Consider the following 20284-nt stretch of genomic DNA (forward strand, 5'->3'; position numbering starts at 1 on the left):
AGCAGAGATAGGGTGCGTCAGCTCAGGACGGGCAGGAGGCCTTGCCTGAGCGCGGTTTCCTGCTCCGGGCCGTTGATGCGCATGCCGTGCGTACCGCGAACATAAAAAATATCCGCGATACGGCCGGATTTGGTCGTGATTTTTGCCAGATGCACTTCGATGTCGAGCCGTTCCAGGACGCAGGCGATGTCGTGCAGCAGTCCCAGACGGTCAGGCGCGGCCACCTCGATGATGGTGTAAAAATCACTGGCTTCGTCATCGAGCTTAATATCGGGCGGCAATGGCGGGGCGGAGCGGGGTTGGTGCAGGGGCGAACGCCGCATTTGTTCCAACTCCCGGGCCGGGGAAATCTCGCCGGACAGGGCGCCGCGCATTGTCTGCACCAGACGTTCCCAGGTGGAATCCGGAAAGAGTCTGTCCTTGGGCGGGCTGACGCGGAACACGTCCACCACCATGCCACGGCCCCAGGTGAACACGTCCGCTGAGAGGATGTCCAAACGGTGCATGGTCAGGCATCCCGTAAGCCGTGCGAACCGACCGGGCCGATTTTTCGAGGCCACGGTCACTTCAAAGGCATCGGGTACGTCGGCCCGGCGCGCTTCCAAAAACACATGGCGGTCCGGTGCCTCGGCAAACCGGTGCATAAGCTCCAGATGCCGGGCCAATGCCTCGGGCGCCAAGGCTTGGAACGCACGTGGAGAAACCGCCTCCAAATGCCGGGCAACGAACGATTCGGGCAGAAAACGCTCGGCAATGGAGCGCACGGCCTCTTTCGCCTCCAGCAGCTGCGCCGTGGATGCCGGCGCGGACAGCGGACCATGGCTGAGCAGGTTCCGCGCCTTGAGAAACAGTTCGGAAAACAGGGTTTCCGTCCAGGAACTCCAGGCCCGCGGCCCGGTGGCCATACTATCCGCCATGGACAACAGATGCAGCATAACGAGCCGTTCCATGGTCCCGGCGATACCGGCCACCTGGCCCACCACGGCCTCGTCGGACAAATCCTTACGCATGGCGGTTTTGGGCAGCAACAGATGGTGCCGCACCAAAAAGGCGACCTGCTCCACATCTGACGCGGGCAGCCCATAGCGTTCCAACACGGTCCGGGCGATCTCCGCACCCTTGACGCTGTGTCCCTGATGCCCCTTGCCCAAATCATGGAACAATCCGGCCAACAGCAGCAAATCGGGCCGGGCGAGTTCCCGCGCCAGGGATGCGGGGTAGTCCTCACCTCCGGCCAGGAGCGTGCCCAGATTTTCCATGGTGGCCAGAGTGTGCGGTCCCACAGGATGCACGTGGTAGTCGTCGAACTGCACCAGATCCTGGACCTCGCCGAACTCGGGAATCAATGCGGCCAGAAAGCCGGTTTCCAGCATCATGGCCGAGGCCTCGCCCCCATGGGGCAAACGGAACAGGTCGAGCAGGGATTGCAGGGTCTCGGGCCGATCCGCCAGGGCCGCGGCCCAGTCCGGCGCATGGCCGCGCACCATGCGCAGCGTCTCCAGGGCCAGGGGCTGGCCGGTTCGTGCGGCGTGAACAAACAGGGCCATTCCCGCCCGGGGATCCGGCACATGCCCTTCGGCCTGTTCCAGGCGCAACCCCTGGGGCGCCTCCACCAGTTCGGTGGCCGAGGACAGCGAAACATGCCGCACACGCCGAAAACGCGGGGGAAAGCATTCCCGGAAAAACGCCTGGCGCAGGGTTTTGATTCGACCCATGCAGCGGTGCAGATCCGAGAGAAACCGTTCCACCCCCAGGGCGCGTTCAAACGGTTCCTGTTCCGGATGGGAAAATCCGCGCAGGTCCGATACTTGAGGTTGCAGATCAAAGAACAATGTATCGGTGCGTCGCCCCGTGGCCAGATGCAGAGCGGTGCGCGCCTGGAGCACAAAGGCCGCGTCATTGATCAGGCCTTGCCGTTCCTCGCGGGAAAGCGGGTTGACCCACTTGCCCTGCACCTCGAGCAGCACGGAGCACCAGCCGATCTGGTGCGCGTCCCGCAGAGCGCCCAGGCCGTTCTTCAAATTTGGTTCCAGCAGAGCGCTGGAATCGCCATAGCGTGCCTCCCGGTCCACGTTCCGCTCCGCGACCCAGGCGGCAAACGCCCGGCTTCTGCTGCGCGCAACCCGGGGGAACGAGCCGCGAAAACGCCGCGTCACGGCCGGATCACCGGCCACATGGCGCACATCCAGCAGTGAGGACAGCACCTGAAAATCCTCGCGCGCCAGGGAAAGGCAATCCTTGATGTTCCGCACCCCGTGGCCCAGGTCCAGGCCCAGATCCCACAGCGGATGAAACAACCCGGCGGAAAGCTCGGTGGCCGCGTCCGGAATCTGCCGCCGGAAGAGCAACAGCACGTCCACGTCCGAGGCCGGACACAATTCACTGCGCCCATACCCGCCCACAGCCACCAAAGAAAACGGCACCTCGCGCAACCCGGCGTTGCGTTGCAGAATCTCGCTCAGCCGGTCGCGAAAATACCGATCCATGAGCGCGGTGGTCTGCGCCGGAACCGTTTCCACGCCGTGCTGCCGGGCCGTGGTCGCCAGTTCTTCCCGGCGGCGGCCCAGCTCATGCGCGGACAAAGGGTTGTTGTTCACCTGATCATTCCCCGGCCGGGACCGATGTTGCGGCAACTTTTCGATAAGGCATTGATCGCTGACAAGTCTCTTCCACCCCAGGGCACCAGCGGCATGGTGCCGAAAGCAACGCACGCCGAAAAAACGGCAACAGCGGTCCCGGGAGTATCGCGCCCGCAGACACGAAGCGCAGAGCCGGGAGCCGCAGCTGCCGTTTTCATCGTGCTACACCGCGCCGTCCCCGGTTTCGCCGGTCCGGATGCGCACCACTTCGTCCACGGGCAGGACGAAAATTTTGCCGTCGCCCACCTGGCCGGTCTGGGCCGCTTCCGTGGCCGCGGCCACCACCTGGGCTACGGTCTCATCCTGAACAACGACTTCGATTTTGACTTTGGACACGAAGTCCACCTGGTATTCCGCGCCGCGGTAGACCTCTTTGTGTCCTCCCTGACGGCCGAATCCCTTCACCTCGGTGACGGTCATGCCCTTGATGCCGAGATCGGCCAGGGCTTCCTTGACTTCGTCGAGTTTGAACGTCCTGGTGATGATTTCCACTTTCTTCATTGCAAGGCTCCTTGTCGGAACGACCGGACCCGCGCCGTGTTTGGCGCGTTTCCGGCATTCCCCTGTTTGACGTGCTCACGTGCGGCGGCGTGGCCGCGGATCGGATCAGAGCTGATACCCGGTTTCCGAATGCAGGGTCACGTCCAATCCCTTGACCTCCTGCTCGTCGTCGGCGCGCATGCCCACAAGAACGTCAACGATCTTGAAGAGCACCGCACTGGCCGCCAGGCAAAAGCCCCAGGTGATCACCACGGACAAAAACTGTATCCAAAGTTGCTCCGGATTGCCATAGAAGAGGCCCAACTGCGGTACGCCGTCAAACTCCACGATACCGGAGGCAAACAGGCCCGTGGCCAGAGCGCCCCAGGTGCCGCCCAGGCCGTGGATGCCCACAACGTCAAGCGCGTCATCATAGCCGAAACGGTTTTTCAACATAATGCCCCCGTAGCAGAGCACGCCGCCCACGCCGCCGATGATCAGCGCGGCCCAGGGTTCCACAAACCCCGCGGCCGGAGTGATGGCCACAAGCCCGGCCACCGCGCCCGAGGCCGCGCCCAGGGTGGTGGGCCGTCCGCTGTGCAGCCATTCCGCGGCGATCCAGGTCACCACGGCCGCGGCCGTGGCCATGTGCGTGGTCACGAATGCGTTCACCGCGATACCGTCCGCGGCCAGGGCGGATCCGGCGTTGAACCCGAACCAGCCGAACCAGAGCACGCCTGCGCCCAGCACGGTCATGGGCAGATTGTGGGGGATATAGGCTTCACGCCCGTAGCCGCGCCGCTTGCCGAGCATCAAGGCGCAGACCAGGGCCGCTGCCCCGGAACTCATGTGCACCACGGCGCCGCCCGCAAAGTCCAAGGCTCCCATCTGCCCCAGCAGACCACCGCCCCAGACCATGTGACACATGGGCGCATACACGCACAGCAACCACAGGGAGGAAAAAAGCACGTAGCCGCCAAACGTAATCCGCTCGGCATATGCACCGGAAATGAGCGCAGGGGTGATGATGGCGAACATGCACTGGAAGATCATGAAGGCCAGATGCGAGAGGTTGCCGCCCGCCTCCATGGGTCCGATGCCCACGTTGTTCAGAAAGAGGTAGTCCAGCCCGCCGATGAAGCCGCCCACGTCCGAGCCAAAGGACAGGGAATAGCCCACCACGGCCCAGAGCACCGAGGCCAAGCCCATCATGAAAAAGCTGTGCATGACCGTGGAAAGGACGTTTTTGGACCGGACCAGCCCCCCGTAAAACAGGGCCAGTCCAGGCGTCATGAAGAACACCAGGGCCGCGCAAATCAGGATAAAGGCGTTGTCCACGGGACTCATCTCAGGCTCCCTCCTTGAAGAATGTCAAATTTGTATTTTTGTTTTCAAGTTTTCGTGTTTTGAACAAGCAAATAATACTTTTTTGTTACTTTTAGCGTATCCATCTCTCCATTTTTTTACAAAATTGAAAACATCCATCAAACCAATTTCGGCGACACACTTCTCTGAAAAAATATTAAAAGCAAGGAACACCAACCTGTTGCGTCAATCATCCCCAATGCGAGGCTCTCTCTGGAGTCGGGCGGACGCGTGCTCCCTGCCAACGGAAAGGCAAAGCCCGTGCCAGAAACCCGGCAGGCCAGAAAACCAACCGCACAAAGCACCTCTTGTTCCCGGCAGCCAAGCCGGGGGCAGTCGCAACTATGCAAAAAAAAGGGACGGCAAAAATGCCGTCCCAAAAAAAGCCGAAAAAAAGCGCCGCAGAAAATGATCAGGCCCAACCACGCCGCCCCACATGGACGGAATTGGAAAGGACCGGCACCAAGCGCAGCAGATTTACAAAAACAACAACAGACTCAACGCCATGACCGCCATGCCTGCAATGAGTCCATAAATGGTCAAATGGTGCTCACCGTATTCCTCGGCCGCGGGGAGCAGTTCATCAAGGGAAATAAAGACCATGATCCCAGCCACTCCGGCAAAGAGCACGCCGAAGAGCGTGTCCGAAAAAAACGGCATCAACAGCAGCCAGCCAATGGCCGCGCCCAGGGGTTCGGCCAGGCCGGAAAGAAAGGAATACGTGAAGGCCTTGGCCTTGCTCCCTGTGGCGTAATACACGGGTACGGAAACCGCGATTCCCTCGGGAACATTGTGAATGGCCACGGCCACGGCAATGGCCAGCCCCAGGGACGGATCCGCCAGCGTGGCCGTAAAGGTTGCCAGCCCTTCAGGAAAATTATGAATGGCAATCGCCAGGGCCGTAAACGTCCCCATGCGCAGCAGACGGCTTGGATCCTGTTTGGCCTTGTTCCGCTCCTCGGGGGTCATGTCCTCGATGCGCTGCATTTCGTGCGGGTTTCCCTCGGAGGAAGGCACAAGCCGGTCGATGATGGCGGCCACGGCAATGCCGCCAAAAAAACTGGCCACCGTGAACCAGGTGCCTGTCTGCTCGCCCATGGACGCGACCAGGGCATCCTTGGCCTTGAAAAATATCTCCACAAAGGAAACATACAGCATGACCCCGGCGGAAAACCCCAGGGACAGGGAAAGAAAGGACGTGTTGGTGCGCTTGGCAAAAAAAGCCAGAGCCGAGCCGATGCCGGTGCATAAGCCCGCAAACAGGGTCAGGCCGAAAGCGGTCAAAAGAACGGAGAACTCCATAGGCGGCCTCGCTTCTCGGGTAGGGATTCATGAAAAAGGCGGCCTTCCGGGCAGCAAAAAGGTTCCCGGCGGAAGACCCACCAGGAACCATCATATACGTTTTGCAACGGGTTGTCTGCCCAGAGGCGGAATCAGCCACGCATCTCAAATCCGTCGTAACTCTTGTCGTGCTCGATGATCTCGTGCTCGATATCCTGCACTTCCGGCAGGGGAGCCTCGTCACGCATCTTCCGCTTGAAGCGCATGGCCTGGGCCATCTCCCCCTGCAGAAGGATCTCGGCCTTGTCGTCCGAGAGGTAACGGACCCAGCCGGTCAACCCCATGTTGGTGGCCGTATCCATCACCCAGGACTGGAAATTTCCGCCCTTGACCTTTCCGGTGACAACGCAATGGAAGCTCTTGGTCATGTTCTGACTCCTTCATATTGGGCACGGGGCACGCGGCCCAGGTGCGCGGTTGGCAAAGGAGAACCCAATGTAGCAAAAAAAAATATGGAATGCACCACATTGAGAACAACAGTCCGCAGAGCGTTGCCAGCGGACAAAACAAAAAGGGGCGAGACGGCGAACCGCCCCGCCCCGCCGTTCCGGTTCGGGGGGGGACCACTCCGACCCCCGGATCAGAGCGGACCTTACTTTTTGGTGCGGCGCTCCCAGAGCTTCATTTCCTTCATCTTCTTGCGACGCTCGCGCTGCAGGCTCTTGCAGACCAGGGGCGTATTCTTGGGGTAGCCCCACTTCTCGCGGTACTCGTCCGGGGTCAGACCGTATTTGGCCAGGTGCCGCTTGGTGAGCACCTTGAACGGCTTGCCGGACTCAAGACAGATGATGCTCTTTTCGCGGATGGCCTTTTTGGGATCCACAGGAGCTTCCTGTTGCTCGGTGCCTGGAATGTCGCCCCCCTCCATAATGGCCTTGATGCCGGTGGAAAGGTTCTGGACCATGGACGTGATTTCCTCTTCCGTCATGGTGCGGACACTCGCCTGTGCTCGGACGATTTCCAATGCTTCTTTCAGGTGATCTTCCATTTTGCCTCCTGAATACTATGTTATGATACAGTGTTGCCCGGCTAGTAACGCAGCCGAACACGGACGGTCAAACGAAATCTGCACGTATCGTTTTAGCAATAACGCATCACAACGTATTGCACAAGGAAAAGAGCCAAAAACGTGTGCTTAAAAATAACTCACAAGAAAGAAATCGAAAAATGAACCGGGTTTTGTAGCAGCAGGAAACAATGCGACTCAGCATTTCCCCATTGTGTTTCCTTAAAAGAAAAGACAACCGGGACAGCATTTCAAAACAGTATGAGACTACTACAGATCGCTTACTGAGATGTCACAGTGTCTTTTGTTCTTTTTTGAACGAACTGTCGAAGCGACAAAAAAAAACATGGATTACGCCCCAATACCAGACCAAAAAAGCATGAAATACTGCGGAAGTACGACGCGGCAGACGTCTGCGCGCCGCGACCAAAGCGAAAACAGCACACGCCCAACGCGATTGATCCGCGTTGGTTATCCGGTCGTTGCGATGATCAACACCACGGGCTGCTCAACAATGTGCGTGTGCAGGGACGAACAACAGCAAGGCCGACGCGAAATTCCTGCACGCGGGGATTTGATGGTGACAATCCGATATTCTGGAAGCAACGCAGCATCGTGCGTTTTAGAACAGCCTGCCATGGGCGGCCGTGGAAAAGCCTGGCCAACGGTTGCGGGTCATCCCCCGATGGAGAGCATGCCCTTGGAGCAGACCAGATCGTTTTCGGCACGCCGAGCGCGGAGCAGTTCCTCGCCCAGAGGTTTATCCAGGGTGGCGCGGCGCACCACCTCGGCGGCGTAGCGCAACCCCAGGCGGGGATGCCGGAGAATGGGTCGCAAGCGGTACTCCTTATCCGAAAACAAACAGGTGCGCAGCCGTCCGTCCGAGGTGAGGCGCAGCCGATTGCACGCCGCACAGATATGCCCGGAAAGCGGAGAGATCAGCCCGAGCCGCCCCTTGCCCCCGGCGATGCGGAACAACCGGGCCGGTCCACGGGTGGGACTGGACCCCGGCTCCTCCTGTAGCGTGACCAGGGAACCGGCACGCTCCAATATTTCTTCGGAACTCCAGACCGCATCCTCGCCCCAGCGCCCGCAGCCGCCCATGGGCATGAACTCGATGTACCGCACGTCAATGGGGTAGGTGCGCGCCAGTTCCAAAAAATCGGGCAACTCCTCATCGTTCACCCCGCGCATGCCCACGGCGTTGATCTTCACGCCAAAACCCAGGTCCATGGCCTGCTGGATGGCGGCCCACACCTCCGGGAACGAATCGCGGCCCGTAATGTCCGCAAAGCGCTGCCGATCCAGGGTATCCAGGGAAATGTTCAAGCGCCGCAACCCGGCCTGATACAGGGACTCCAAATGCGGTCCCACCAGGGTGCCGTTGGTGGTGATGCGCAGATCCACCCCGGGATGCCGCTCCAGGATGCCCTTGACGAAATCCGGAAATCCCAGACGCACGAACGGCTCCCCGCCCGTGAGCCGGACCTTGGACACGCCCAGGGCCAGGGCCGAATCAATGACCCCCTGCAACTCTTCATAGCGCAGGATGTCGTCGTGCGGGATGAACCGCTTCACCCCGCTGGTACAGTAGCGGCACCGCAGATTACAGCGGTCCGTGACCGATATCCGAAGATAGCTGATGCGTCGTCCCCGCCGGTCCGCGAGCATGCCGTCTACCCCTCCAGGTCTGCGGCGGCGCGTTCCACGCCGTCCACAAAGCCCCGGCGCTTTTCCTGAATGCGCCCCGCCAATTCGGAATCGTGCAGCGCCAGAATCTGCGCGGCCAGCCAGGCGGCATTGCGCGCACCCACTTTGTCCAGAGCCAGCGTTCCCACGGGAAAACCCGGCGGCATCTGCACGGTGGCCAGGAGCGCATCCATACCGCCCAGGGGCGATGCGTTCAGCGGCACGCCCAGCACCGGCCGGGTGGTTTTCGCGGCCACGGCTCCGGCCAGATGCGCGGCCAGTCCGGCCCCGCAAATAAAGACCTGGCAGCCGTCCGCTTCCAGTTCGCTCACAAGGCGGGCCGTGCGTTCCGGCGTGCGGTGGGCGGAAGTGATGGTAAACCGGTAGTCCACGCCAAGGCTTTCGAGCACCTCGGCACAGGGGCGCATTTTTTCCTCATCCGATGCACTGCCCATGAAGATGGCGACCTGCGGCATGATTCCTCCTCCCGATACGGGATGCTTGGTACGTGTGGCGTCAACGGCGCGGCCTTGGGATCAACCCAGGCGCTGCAATCCTTTGTCACCGATGTCCCTGCGAAAATAGCTGTTTTCAAAATGGACCTTGTTCACGGCGAGGTAGGCGCGCTCCTTGGCCTCGGCCAGTCCGTCTCCCAGGGCCGTGACACAGAGAACGCGTCCGCCCGAGGTGACCACGCCCCCGTCCTCGGTGGGCGCGGTTCCGGCCTGAAAGACCTTCACGCCGGGCAGAGATTCGGCATCGGCAATGCCGGAAATTTCCATGCCCTTGGGGTAGCTCTGTGGATAGCCCTCGGCCGCCATGACCACGCCCAGGGCCGCTTCGGGCCGGGCCTTGACCGCCACCTCGGGCAGGCGTCCCTCCACACAGGCCAACATGATTTCGAGCAAATCGCCATCCAACCGGGCCAGCAAAGGCTGGCATTCGGGATCGCCGAAGCGCACGTTGTATTCCAGCACGCCCAATCCGTCCGCAGTGTACATCAACCCGGCGTAGAGCACGCCCTTGTAGGGCTGGCCCTTCTCGGCCATATGCCGAAGAATGGGGCGGATGACCTGCTCGGCGGTCTCCTCAAAACGTTCACGCGGCAGGATGGGCGCGGGGCTGTAGGCTCCCATGCCCCCGGTGTTGGGACCGGTGTCCCCCTCGCCCACGGCCTTGTGGTCCTGGGAGGAGGGCAGCACCGCGTAGTGCTCTCCGTCGCAAAAGGCCAGGAAGGAGGCTTCCTCGCCCTGGAGGGTCTCCTCCACCACGACGCGGTCCCCGGCCGAGCCAAAGGCCTTGCGGTTCATCATCATGTCCAAGGCTTCCTCGGCCTCTTCCACGGTGCGGGCCACCACAACTCCTTTGCCCGCGGCCAGTCCGTCGGCCTTAACCACGATGGGCGCGCCCTTCTCGCGCACAAAATCCCGCGCCAGCTCAAATTCGTCAAAGATGCGGAACGGCGCGGTGGGGACTCCGGCCTCGTGCATCACGAGTTTGGAAAAGGCCTTGGAGCCTTCCAGATTGGCGGCGTAGGCATTGGGTCCGAAGCAGGGGATCCCTTCCCGGGCCAGGGCGTCCGATAGCCCGAGCACCAGGGGCAGTTCCGGCCCGGCCACCACCAGATCAATATGTTTTTCCTTGGCAAAGGCGATCAGCCCGGGGATGTCGTCATCCTGAATCGGAACATTGACGCCTTCGGCGGCGGTGCCGCCATTGCCCGGGGCCGCGTAGAGTTCGGTCACCCGGGGACTTTGCCGCAGCTTCCAGCAGAGGGCGTGTTCACGCCCGCCGGAGCCGACCACGAGAATTTTCATGCGTGTTCTCCATCAAAGAATATTGGCAATGGTGTAAGGGAAACGCCTTCGGAAGGCAAGAACCGCGGCATTACCCAGGATTCGGGACCAGTGCGGGCATTGCGGCTCGACTTCCACGCCCCGGCATGCGGCACAAAACAAAAGAACAGCGTCAGACCACGGGACAAAACGCTTCGGACAACCGGTCCTCAGGCCGGATCATCCGCGCAAGGACTGGCGCAAACCGCACCGCACGGCACCGGAACGTCCGCGTCCTGCCAGATTTCGGCAACAACCGAACGCAGCGCCAGAAGCAGGGCATCGTCGGCGCGGGAATGGGAGTAGACCAGATAGGCGTATTGCGGAACACAGCCTCCCTCCCAGCGGACCATGGTTCCCGCGGCCTCGGCCGCCAGAGCCTCGTCCTCGCGCACCAGGGAGACCCCCTTGCCCGCCATGATCAAATCGTTGACCACCTGCTCGTTGTCCGCCTCAATGGTTTTGGTCAGGCTCAGCTTGCGGCGCTTGAACATATCCTCCCCAAGCTGATAGCAAAGGCAGGGCGGCGGAGTCCAAATCCAGGGCAGGCGCGCCAGATCCTCCCAATCCGCGTTTTCAATGCGTTCACGCCAGGCCGCCGGTCCCATAATCAGCAACCGGAACGAACAAAGCCGTAAAAATTCAAAATCTTCCGGGTCATTTTCCTGAAACACGAACCCCGCGTCCACTTCCCCGGCGCGCAGGGATTCCACAATGCGTCCGCTCACGCTGAGGGTCAGCCCCAATTCCACCTGGGGATGGCGTTCGCCCATGAGCGCGGCCAGCCGGCTCACGCGCAGGAACGAAGAATCCGTGTTCAAGGCCACGCGCAGCTTGCCGCGCACGTCCTGCCGCAGCGACCGGGCCTTGACCGTGATGCGCTGCACCGCGTTCAACGCCTCCCGCGCATGCTCAAGAAGCACTTCCCCCTCCGGAGTCAGGCGCATGCCCTTGGAACTGCGACGAAACAGCCCAAGGCCCAGCTCCTCTTCCAGCGCCTTGACATGGGCGCTTACCGAAGGCTGGCTGATGAACAGCCGCTCCGAAGCGCGGGACAATCGCCCTTCTTCGGCCACGGCCAGAAATGTTTTCAAATGGTAGAGTTCCACGGCCCTTTTCTTACGGTCAAACGCCCCAAAGCTCAATCAAGAAATCCGAAGGCTCACTTCGGACAAAGCGAATGGCGCTTTTCGCATTTTCAGGTGTATGTTGCCTTCATCATACACCGCAACGTTTTGGAGAAGCCGCCATGCAAAACAATGTACGCCACTTCATCGGATACCTGTTGACCATGGAACCTTCGGACCAGACTCCATGGCCCGCCATGCCCTCTTTTTCCGGCGCTCGTGCTCGCCGGGGCGCGGAACTCTTCAAAACGGCTTTCTGGATGGGCATGGCCGTGCTCTTTTCCGTGGGGATCAGCCAACTGCGTTAACCCGCCGCAGCCTCTTCTCCCCACGGCTCATGGGACCGTTTTCCGGGCCTGACGTTTTCCACGCAGGGATTCGCCAGGGTACGCACCCGGAAGGCGGTCCTGCCTTTTTTTTCAGCCCCGGGTGGTCATTCCCGCGCGTTGCTGCCTTGCTCCCGTCCCAGCGGACATTATTTCATCTTCCCAGGAACTATATTATATGATGCAACGGTCGGTTCCCGGAATCAGCTCATTGCCCTGGCGCATCCAGCACTCCGGCATCGCGCCACATATCCGCCACGCAATGCCGCACGGCCTGGATCAGGGGATCCTTTTCCCGGGCCAGCTGGTACACAAAGTACGCCTGCACGTCGAAATGCTCCCCGGGCCAGACCGCCAGATCATCCAACGCCCCCAGGGTGCGGACCTCATCCTCGCGCAGCAGGGCCACGCCCTTGCCCGCGCTGACCAACGAGCGCACCACGGCTTCGCTGTCTGCTTCAATGACCTGGCTGGGGGAAATATTGTGCCGCTCGAACAACGTCCGCACCAAACGATGATACGGACAGTTGGCCGTGGTCCAAATCCAGGGCAGGCGCGCCAGGTCCGGCCAGGTCGCGTCTTCCAGGTCGGTGCGAAAGGCCGCGCTGCCGGCCACATACAACCGGAATCCGAATAACGGCATGGCCGCCAGTTCCGGATCCGACGGCGGAGTAAACACAAATCCCGCATCCCAATTGCCTGCGGCCACCTGCTCGGCAATGCGCGAGGAGGTGGAGTGCAGCAGGGTCACGGCCACGCGGGGATGCTTGCCCATCATGCAGGACAACAGCGCGTTGAGACGCAAAAACTCCGCATCCGTGTTCAGCCCGAGCCGGAAATTGCCCACCAGCTCGTCGCCCATGGCCCGGGCCAGGTAGACCAGATCCCGCGCCGCCACAAGCACGGCCTCGGCCTTGGGCTTCAAGGCCTGTCCCTCGCGGGTCAGCTCCATGCCCTTGGCCGTGCGCTTGAACAGCTTCACGCCAAGTTCCTTTTCCAAGGCCTTGATGTGCGCGCTCACCGCGGGCTGGCTTACGAACAGCCGTTCCGAAGCGCGGGTGAGGTGTTTTTCCTCGGCCACGGCCAAAAAAGTACGAAGCTGGTAGAGTTCCATGCACAAGCTGTACGTTGTTTCCCGCTGCCATTCAATGTGATCTCCCAAAAAAAGCACGGCGTTATCAGCGATTTTTTTCGCGTCCCACCAGCAATCAGGGAAACTGAACGGCAAACGATAAAAAATGTGATTGGATTTTTCGCATTGCTCAGCGCATGAAGAACTCGTGAACGCGGTGCGGAAATGACTCCGCCCCATCCAGCCCCCGCAACATGGAGGGATGCACCATGGAAATGGTACGCTACATCATTCGTCCCGAAGGCTCGGGCCAAGTTTGGCAAAACGAGCGGTTTTCCAACCGCCTGCTGCAGTCCCGGTTCGCCGGTGCGGTAAAGACCGTGTTCTGGGTCGCGGCTTCGGTCGCCCTGTTCGCGGCCATGAGCCAATTGCAGTAATTCCGCCGAACGTCCATCGCCAAGGAACGCCGAGGCCACCTGACGGGCCGACGCGGACTTTCATAATATACCCGGCCCCGGAATCGAAAGGTTCCGGGGCCGGCTCATTTGTGTCCTACGCCCAAACGCCGCAAAAAAAAAGAAGGCAGGCCCGTCGCTGCACACGAACAGGCCCGCCATGCGGGTATGCATCCGGAGGGTGTCGGACACGCCCCGGAAACGCCCGCGTTTTGGCCTGACGCGAGCGTCCCGGGTCCGAACAACGTGTGATGGGAGGGGAGGGAACACGTTGCCCGGGGTTACTTTGTTCAGGAAAGTTCCACCACATCCAGCCAGTGATGCACGGTGATGCCCTCGGGCGCGGCCGCAGTGAGCTGAATGGTACAGCCGCTGCATCCGGTGAGGATGTTCCGGGCCTGGCGGGGAAAACCCTGCATGCAGGTGTCGGCCATGTTGCGGGATAATTCCGGATTGGTGATCTGCAGGATGCCGCCCATGCCGCAGCAGGAACCGCTTCCCTTGACCAGTCCGGGCAGAATTTCCCGCAGGAACGGCATATCCCGGTCCTCGCCCCAGTGACAGGGCTGATGGTAGCCGTACAGCTCAGGCTTGGCCTCGGTGTTGCTCCACCGGGCATCTTTGAGCAGGGCGCTCAGCGGCGTGAGGCACGCTTTCCACTGCTCGGCCTCTTCCCCCTGGAGCGGACTCTCGGCATAAGCGGCCAGGGCATGGTGGCAGGAGGCGCAGAACACCGCGATGCGCGGTCGTCCCAGGGACCGCCAGTAGTCGATGTTCTTTTGCTGCATTTCATGCATGGTGTCGTACAGACCAGCCGTATGCATGGTGCCGCCGCAACAGTTGAATCCGGAGTCGTCCTTGACCACGTAGCCCCAGGCGCGAAGCAGTTCGCGGGCCTTTTGGGTCCACTGGGGCCGGATGTTCTTGGCCGTGCAGCCCTGGAAGATCACCACGGGAGTGTCGGTGTCCACCTTGGCTTCCGGACCTTTGGCAATGTGCACCCAGGGCTTGGCCCGGTGCTTATTGACCATGGCCTTGGCCGAATCCAGCGAAGGACGCAGTCCCTTGGGCGCGACCCACCCTGGCACCAGCGAGGCAAGCATGCCCAGCGAAGGCCACATGGGTCCCATGTGCTTGATCCACAGGGACCAAAAGTGCTGGGTCCAGTCCGGGTGCTGGGCGCGCACGTCCGAGAGCAGGTCCGCGGTGGACAGCTTGCGGGCGCAAGCCTGCTGGCATTTGCCGCATCCAGCGCAGAGCCGCGCCAATTCCTTAATGTGTTCCCAATCCAGTTCCGGATCCTGATCGTGGGCCGGGGCGAATTCCTCGTGCAAAGGTTCCAGCAGCAGGCGCTTGCCCTTGGGGGCGTATTCCTCGCGCGAAAACTGTTGGTACACCGGGCAAACCCTGAGGCATTCCCCGCACTGTGTACATCCGCGTTTCACCTTAATACCCCTTTTTCGGGTTGAGGATTCCGTTCGGGTCAAACAGGCCGCGCACCTGGCGCATCATTTCATGCTCATCCTTGCCGAGCTGGCGTCCCACATCCTTGAGACAGCCGCCGCCGTGTTCGCCGGAAATACTGCCGCCGAATTCCAGCACGGCCGCGTCCATCTCATGGTGGGTCTTTTGGGTGCGTTCGGCATCGTCCGCGTCTGAGGCATCGTAGTGCAGGTTGGCGTGGATGTTGCCGTCCCCGGCATGACCAAAGGCGATGAGACGCTTGCCGTTCTTTTCTGCCAGGGATTCAAACCGGCGCACCGCGTTCAGAATTTGTCCACGCGGTACGGCCATGTCCCCGCCGATGCGGTCCGGGCCGAGCACGTAGGAAGCGGCGGAAACGCGGCGACGGTAGCCCCAAAGCGCGTCTTCCTCTTCCTTGCCCACGCCCTGCATGCGCCACAGCGCGTCGTCGATCTGCTTGGAAAGACGGGCGATCTCCAACGGAACGGTCTGCTCGGAGCCGTCCACCTGGAAGAGCAGCAGAGAATTGACCGAATCCGGCCAGGGATACTCACCGGTCTGCTTGAGGATATCCAGCACGGTCTCGTTCATGAACTCCACGGCCGAAGGCAGAATGCCCGCCGCAAAGACCTTACCCATGGAATTGAGGGCCGCGTCCAAGCTGGAGTAGCCCACCAGCAGGGAGGCCGAGGCATCGGGCTTGGGAAGCAGCTTGAGATGCAGCTTGGTGAGCAGGCCGAGGGTTCCCTCGGAACCGACCATAAACCGGGTCATGTCCAGGCCGATGACGTCCTTTTGGGTGCGGCCGCCCAACTGGAGCAGCTTGCCGCCGGGAATAACCACGTCGCAGCCGAGCACATAGTCGCGGGTGACGCCGTACTTGACGGCGCGCAGGCCACCCGCGCAGGTGACCACGTTGCCGCCGATGCTGGTGGCTTTGCTGCTGGCCGGGTCCGGCGGATAAAACATGCCGCGTTTTTCACACTCGGCCTGCAACAGGGTGGTTCCAACACCAGGCTCCACCGTAGCCACGAAATCTGTATCGGAAATATCCAAAATACGGTCCATGCCGAGCATGGAAACGACAATACCGGGCAGCGTGGGAACACAACCGCCCGAGAGGCTGGTTCCGCGACCACGGGGATGCACGACAACTTTTTCGGCATCGGCCCAGCGCATGAACTCCCGCACCTGCTCCACACAGGTGGGCCGCACCATGGCGAGCACCTCGCCCTTCATGTTGCTGGCGTCGGAAGAATAGACCCGCAACGAAGGTTTGTCGAAGCTCACGTTCTCCTTGAACAGATCTTCGAGAAAGCTCCTGTGGGCGCTTGTTAATTTGGTTACGTACGACATGTCAGCTCCTTTCGCGCACCAGGGCGCTCATGGTCATGCGGTCGTCATCCTGTGCCGTTCTCTTGATTTTGCGCCGCATTTCCGTGTGACGGGCCGGGACCGCTCGATCCCGGCCCGGTCCGTTAATTGAACAGTCCGATCCACGACCAGTAGGTGTAGACCATGATGGACATGAAGGTTGCGCCGAAGATGCTCATGATCGCACCCACCTTGATCAGCTCGTGGGTGGTGATCTCCTCGGTGGCCAGTCCGATGATGTTGGGCAGGTTGGACACCGGCAGCAAGTACTGGTGCACCACGTTCATGCCCACGAGAATGACGAAGGGGGCCACGTTCATGCCCGCGAACTGGGGCAGAGCCGCCACGGTCAGGGTGTGGGCGATGATCACGGGCGTCAGGGCCGTGGTCTTGGGTCCGCCGCCGGTAAAGAGTACCTGCAGGCAGAGCAGAATCCAGATGAAGATGACCACCTGCAACTTGAGATCCAGCTCGGCCAGAGGCGAGAAGAACGTGGACGCCAGCCAGGAGGCCGCGCCGCTGCTCACCAGCACCGCGCCCATGGAAAGACCGGCACCATACACGATGAAGATGTTCCAAGGCACCTTGGTCTGGGCCTTTTTCCAGTTCATGATCTGCTGGGGTCCGGGCAGGATCATGGCCAGCACGGACATGAGAGCCACCAGCGTGGTGGAAAGGTGGTGGATGGAACTCGTGGCCCACAGGCCCAACGTGGCCAGGAACACGATCAGGGTATACTTTTCCTTGAAGGTCGCGGGTCCGAGTTCGGCCAGCTCACGGTTCACCAATGCGCGGCCAGCGGACACGTCCTTCACGTCCGGGGGGAACAGCTTGATGATGATGGGCACGGCCAGGAAACCGCAGACGATCGCCGGCGGCGCACCGATCTTGAACCACTCGCCCCAGGTGACCAGGGTGCCGGTGGCGTCCTCAAGCAGGCTCACGGTGATGGGGTTGGCCGCATGCGAGGTGAGCACCGCGATGCAGAACATGGTACCCGTGATGGTCACGACAAAGATCAAGCCCTTGACCATGCTGCTCTGGCCCTTTTCCGCGCCAAACGCGATGCCCATCTGGGTGATGATGGGCAGCACCAGCAGCGTCTTGGCCGCCAGCGAGGGAATAAAGAACGTCATGATCAGACAGATCACCGCCATGGCCCAGTACAGGCCCGTGGCGGTTTTACCCAGCTTGCTGATGGTCAGCAGGGCGATGCGGCGCGAGATGCCGCTCTCCCCCATGCAGGCCGCCATGATCATGCCCAGAGTCACGATCCAAACGCCGCCGCTGGCATAGCCCGACAAGGCCTGCTTCAGGCTGGCTGCCCCGAAAAGCACCAAAAAGCCGACAATGCAAAAACCGCTTTGTGCATCGTCGAGCGCCTGGGTCATCCAGACGATGACCGCAAAAATTCCGACTCCCAGGGCCACCTTGCCCTGGTACCCGAGTCCTTCGATTTCCGGTGTGACGAAAATCATGGAGAGCATGCCTAATACGGCAAGCCCGAGACTGATAAACTGTTTCTTCGTCAAGGGATCCTCCCTCAGAATACAAGTAGTCTCCACACAACTTGCGTTGCCCGTGCGGACACCTCTTGGACCGCCCCCTGCCGATGCCGTATCCCCCGTACCCTCCGGGACCGCATCGGCGACCATCTCGACGGATCACTCCGTCACCGGGCCGGTCCTGTCTCCAAGTCCGCACTTCCTCCATTACCGTCGAGCGGTCACGGCCACGCGAACGATCACGGCAGAGACCGGTCAAACCAGTGCAGGACGAACTTCGCCTTGCCGACCGGCCCGGTGATCCCGGGTTATGCGTACACCGCGGCCTCAAACCCTTCGCCGCGTTTGGCTGATTTTAAATCGAAAAATCAGCAAGTTACACTCTTCACAAGCCTGCACAAAACGCAGGCATCCCCCTCCGTAGACCCAAGAAGGCGCAACGGCTCCGCAATATGGCCGGGAAGACCGGACGGGGGGATGGCGCGTCTATCCACACGCTGGGGAGCCCGTCCGGTCCCCGGCCACAGCACCGCAGATGCGGCGCTGATGGTCGAATCTATTTACCGAGCGCTTCGGCCACGGTGCGGCCCAGGCTGCCCAGTTCCTTGACCACGGTGACGCCCGCGTCTTCCAAAGCCGCGATCTTGTCCTCGCCGCGTCCCTTGGAACCGCTGATGATGGCGCCCGCGTGTCCCATGCGCTTGCCCGCAGGGGCAGTGAGTCCGGCAATAAAACCGAACACCGGCTTGGGATAGTTGGTTTCCTTGATGTAGGCCGCGGCCTTTTCCTCGTTGTCGCCGCCGATTTCGCCCAGCATGCACACGGCCTCGGTGTCCGGGTCGTTGCGGAACATTTCCAGCAGGTCGATGAACTTCAGGCCCGGGACCGGGTCGCCGCCGATGCCGATGCAGGTGCTCTGGCCCAGGCCCGCGCTGGTGAGCTGGTGCACGGCTTCATAGGTGAGGGTGCCGGAACGGCTGATCAGGCCCACGGTGCCGGGACGATGGATGTAGTCCGGCATAATGCCGATCTTGCATTTGCCGGGGCTGATCACGCCGGGGCAGTTCGGCCCGATGAGCATGGTGCCGCGTTCCTTGAGAAAGGCCTTGCAGCGGACCATGTCCAGCACGGGAATGTGTTCGGTGATGAGGATGACGAGCTTGATGCCCGCCTCGGCGGCTTCGCAGGCGGAATCAGCGGACGCGCCCGCCGGGACGAAGATGATGCTGGTGTCCGCGCCCGTGGCGTCCACGGCTTCCTTCATGGTGTTGTACACGGGCAGGCCCAGGGCTTCCTGGCCGCCCTTGCCCGGAGTGACTCCGGCCACGATGTTGGTGCCGTAGTCCAGCATTTTCTGGCCGTGGAAACTTCCTTCGCGGCCGGTCAGCCCCTGAACGATCACACGGGTGTTTTCATTGACGAGAATACTCATGAGCGGGCCTCCCGGGTCAGTTCGGCGATGCAGCGGGCCGCTTCGGTCATGGAGTCGGCCGAAGTGAAGTTCATGCCGCATTCCTTGAGGATACGCCGTCCCTCTTCCACGTTGGTGCCTTCCATGCGCACCACCACGGGCAGGGTCAGATTCAGTTTTTTCGCGGCCTGGACCACACCCTCGGCCACGATGTCGCAGCGAAGAATGCCGCCGAAGATATTGATCAGAATACCGCGGACATTGGGATCGGAAAGCATGACCTCAAAGCCCTTGGAAACCATTTCCACGTTGGCGCCGCCGCCCGCGTCCAGGAAGTTGGCGGGTTCGGCTCCGGCCTGCTTTACGGCGTCCATGGTGGCCATGGCCAGGCCCGCACCGTTGACCATGGTCCCCACATAGCCGTCCAGCTTGACGTAGTTGACGCCCAGCTCCGCGGCCTTGCGCTCCAGGGGATCCTCTTCCTCGGGATCCTCCATGGCCTTGATCTCCGGGTGGCGCTTCAGGGCGCTCTCATCGAAGTTCATCTTGGCGTCCAGCGCGATGAGGTCGCCTTCCTCGGTCACGGCCAGGGGGTTGATCTCCACCTGGGTGGCGTCCTTTTCCACACAAAGCCGCAGCAGATTGGTGATGAAGGAGACACCCTTGCCAACCTGCTGCGGGGTGAGACCGCACCCGAACAGCAACTGTCGGGCCTGGTACGGCCAAATGTGATGCCCACCGTCCAGACGGGTGGTGAAAATTCGCTCGGGGTGCGTTTCCGCAACCTCTTCAATGTCCATGCCGCCATCCGGGGAGGCCATGACCGTGAGGCACTCGGCCCCGCGATCCAGCACCACGGCCAGGTACAATTCCTGCGCAATGGCCGTTCCCTGCTCCACCCAGACGTTGTTGACCTTTTTGCCTTCCGGCCCGGTCTGGTGCGTCACCAGCTGCATGCCGATGATCTGCTCCGCAGCGGTCTCGACCTCGTCCAAGGTCTTGCAGACCTTGACGCCGCCGCCCTTGCCGCGGCCGCCCGCATGGATCTGGGCCTTGACCACCCGGATGGGTCCGGGCAGGCCTTCGCCCACCTTGCGCGCCTCGGCGGGCGTGGCGGCCACGCCCCCCACCGGGACTGGAACGCCATATTCCGCCAACAGTCCCTTGGCCTGATACTCGTGAATGTTCATGAAAA

19 protein-coding genes are annotated in these 20284 nt (G+C 61.4%); 3 read left to right on the forward strand and 16 right to left on the reverse strand.

The annotated features are described in order from the left end of the window. Nucleotides 1-17: 17 nt before the first annotated feature. The 3 genes from glnD to B5D49_RS10600 form a co-directional block, all read right to left on the reverse strand. On the reverse strand, nt 18-2597 hold the full coding sequence (gene glnD, locus B5D49_RS10590; RefSeq protein ID WP_159447201.1) for a [protein-PII] uridylyltransferase: 2580 nt from the start codon (nt 2595-2597) through the stop codon (nt 18-20). 204 nt (nt 2598-2801) lie between these two features. After that, nucleotides 2802-3140 (reverse strand): P-II family nitrogen regulator, encoded by a 339-nt coding sequence (locus tag B5D49_RS10595; protein ID WP_078717676.1) that lies wholly within the window; start codon nt 3138-3140, stop codon nt 2802-2804. A 105-nt stretch (nt 3141-3245) separates the two neighbouring features. After that, nucleotides 3246-4466, reverse strand: a complete 1221-nt coding sequence (locus tag B5D49_RS10600) for an ammonium transporter (protein WP_078717677.1) — start codon at nt 4464-4466, stop codon at nt 3246-3248. Here B5D49_RS10600 and B5D49_RS14760 point away from each other — a divergent pair. Then, a complete protein-coding gene (locus B5D49_RS14760; protein ID WP_144019433.1) occupies nt 4450-4896 on the forward strand; it encodes a hypothetical protein in 447 nt (148 codons plus the stop codon). The two genes, B5D49_RS10600 and B5D49_RS14760, sit on opposite strands and share 17 nt — an antisense overlap. A gap of 65 nt (nt 4897-4961) precedes the next feature. Here B5D49_RS14760 and zupT read toward each other — a convergent pair whose 3' ends face one another. The 7 genes from zupT to B5D49_RS10635 all read right to left on the reverse strand — a co-directional run bounded on the left by zupT (nt 4962) and on the right by B5D49_RS10635 (nt 11464). Continuing rightward, nucleotides 4962-5786, reverse strand: coding sequence for a zinc transporter ZupT (gene zupT, locus B5D49_RS10605; RefSeq protein WP_078717678.1), 825 nt, complete (start codon nt 5784-5786; stop codon nt 4962-4964). 131 nt (nt 5787-5917) lie between these two features. After that, a complete protein-coding gene (locus tag B5D49_RS10610; protein ID WP_078717679.1) occupies nt 5918-6193 on the reverse strand; it encodes an acylphosphatase in 276 nt (91 codons plus the stop codon). A gap of 224 nt (nt 6194-6417) precedes the next feature. Next, a complete protein-coding gene (locus B5D49_RS10615) occupies nt 6418-6813 on the reverse strand; it encodes a Ros/MucR family transcriptional regulator (RefSeq protein ID WP_078717680.1) in 396 nt (131 codons plus the stop codon). A gap of 693 nt (nt 6814-7506) precedes the next feature. Continuing rightward, nucleotides 7507-8502, reverse strand: coding sequence for a GTP 3',8-cyclase MoaA (moaA, locus tag B5D49_RS10620; RefSeq protein ID WP_078717681.1), 996 nt, complete (start codon nt 8500-8502; stop codon nt 7507-7509). 5 nt (nt 8503-8507) lie between these two features. Next, entirely contained in the window at nt 8508-8996 is a 489-nt protein-coding gene (gene purE / locus B5D49_RS10625) for a 5-(carboxyamino)imidazole ribonucleotide mutase (RefSeq protein WP_078717682.1), read from the reverse strand. 60 nt (nt 8997-9056) lie between these two features. Beyond that, entirely contained in the window at nt 9057-10337 is a 1281-nt protein-coding gene (gene purD, locus B5D49_RS10630) for a phosphoribosylamine--glycine ligase (protein ID WP_078717683.1), read from the reverse strand. A 188-nt stretch (nt 10338-10525) separates the two neighbouring features. Continuing rightward, nucleotides 10526-11464 carry a LysR family transcriptional regulator gene (locus B5D49_RS10635; RefSeq protein WP_159447202.1) on the reverse strand — a complete coding sequence of 313 codons (939 nt, stop codon included), beginning with the start codon at nt 11462-11464 and terminating at the stop codon, nt 10526-10528. 140 nt (nt 11465-11604) lie between these two features. Here B5D49_RS10635 and B5D49_RS10640 point away from each other — a divergent pair, with 140 nt between their 5' ends. After that, nucleotides 11605-11790, forward strand: a complete 186-nt coding sequence (locus B5D49_RS10640) for a hypothetical protein (RefSeq protein ID WP_078717685.1) — start codon at nt 11605-11607, stop codon at nt 11788-11790. Nucleotides 11791-12016: 226 nt separating this feature from the next. Here the strand turns inward: B5D49_RS10640 and B5D49_RS10645 are convergent, their stop codons facing one another. After that, nucleotides 12017-12979, reverse strand: coding sequence for a LysR family transcriptional regulator (locus tag B5D49_RS10645; protein WP_159447203.1), 963 nt, complete (start codon nt 12977-12979; stop codon nt 12017-12019). A 170-nt stretch (nt 12980-13149) separates the two neighbouring features. On the opposite strand from B5D49_RS10645, the gene B5D49_RS14880 reads away from it, so the two are divergent. After that, nucleotides 13150-13317 carry a hypothetical protein gene (locus B5D49_RS14880; protein WP_159447204.1) on the forward strand — a complete coding sequence of 56 codons (168 nt, stop codon included), beginning with the start codon at nt 13150-13152 and terminating at the stop codon, nt 13315-13317. 308 nt (nt 13318-13625) lie between these two features. Here B5D49_RS14880 and B5D49_RS10650 read toward each other — a convergent pair whose 3' ends face one another. From B5D49_RS10650 to sucC, 5 genes are all read right to left on the reverse strand, one after another. Beyond that, the gene (locus B5D49_RS10650) at nt 13626-14780 is read right to left on the reverse strand and encodes a heterodisulfide reductase-related iron-sulfur binding cluster (protein ID WP_078717687.1); all 1155 of its coding nucleotides are present in this window, start codon (nt 14778-14780) and stop codon (nt 13626-13628) included. 1 nt (nt 14781) lies between these two features. After that, nucleotides 14782-16155, reverse strand: a complete 1374-nt coding sequence (locus B5D49_RS10655; protein WP_078717688.1) for an FAD-binding oxidoreductase — start codon at nt 16153-16155, stop codon at nt 14782-14784. A 122-nt stretch (nt 16156-16277) separates the two neighbouring features. Then, nucleotides 16278-17705, reverse strand: coding sequence for an SLC13 family permease (locus tag B5D49_RS10660; RefSeq protein ID WP_078717689.1), 1428 nt, complete (start codon nt 17703-17705; stop codon nt 16278-16280). A 529-nt stretch (nt 17706-18234) separates the two neighbouring features. Next, a complete protein-coding gene (gene sucD, locus B5D49_RS10665; RefSeq protein WP_078717690.1) occupies nt 18235-19110 on the reverse strand; it encodes a succinate--CoA ligase subunit alpha in 876 nt (291 codons plus the stop codon). Beyond that, complete coding sequence (gene sucC, locus B5D49_RS10670) at nt 19107-20279, reverse strand: ADP-forming succinate--CoA ligase subunit beta (protein ID WP_078717691.1); 1173 nt, start codon at nt 20277-20279, stop codon at nt 19107-19109. The genes sucD and sucC overlap by 4 nt, the downstream gene beginning before the upstream one ends. Between the last annotated feature and the right edge of the window lie 5 nt (nt 20280-20284).

This window comes from Paucidesulfovibrio gracilis DSM 16080 (assembly GCF_900167125.1).
In the GTDB taxonomy this organism is placed as follows: Bacteria; Desulfobacterota; Desulfovibrionia; order Desulfovibrionales; family Desulfovibrionaceae; genus Paucidesulfovibrio; species Paucidesulfovibrio gracilis.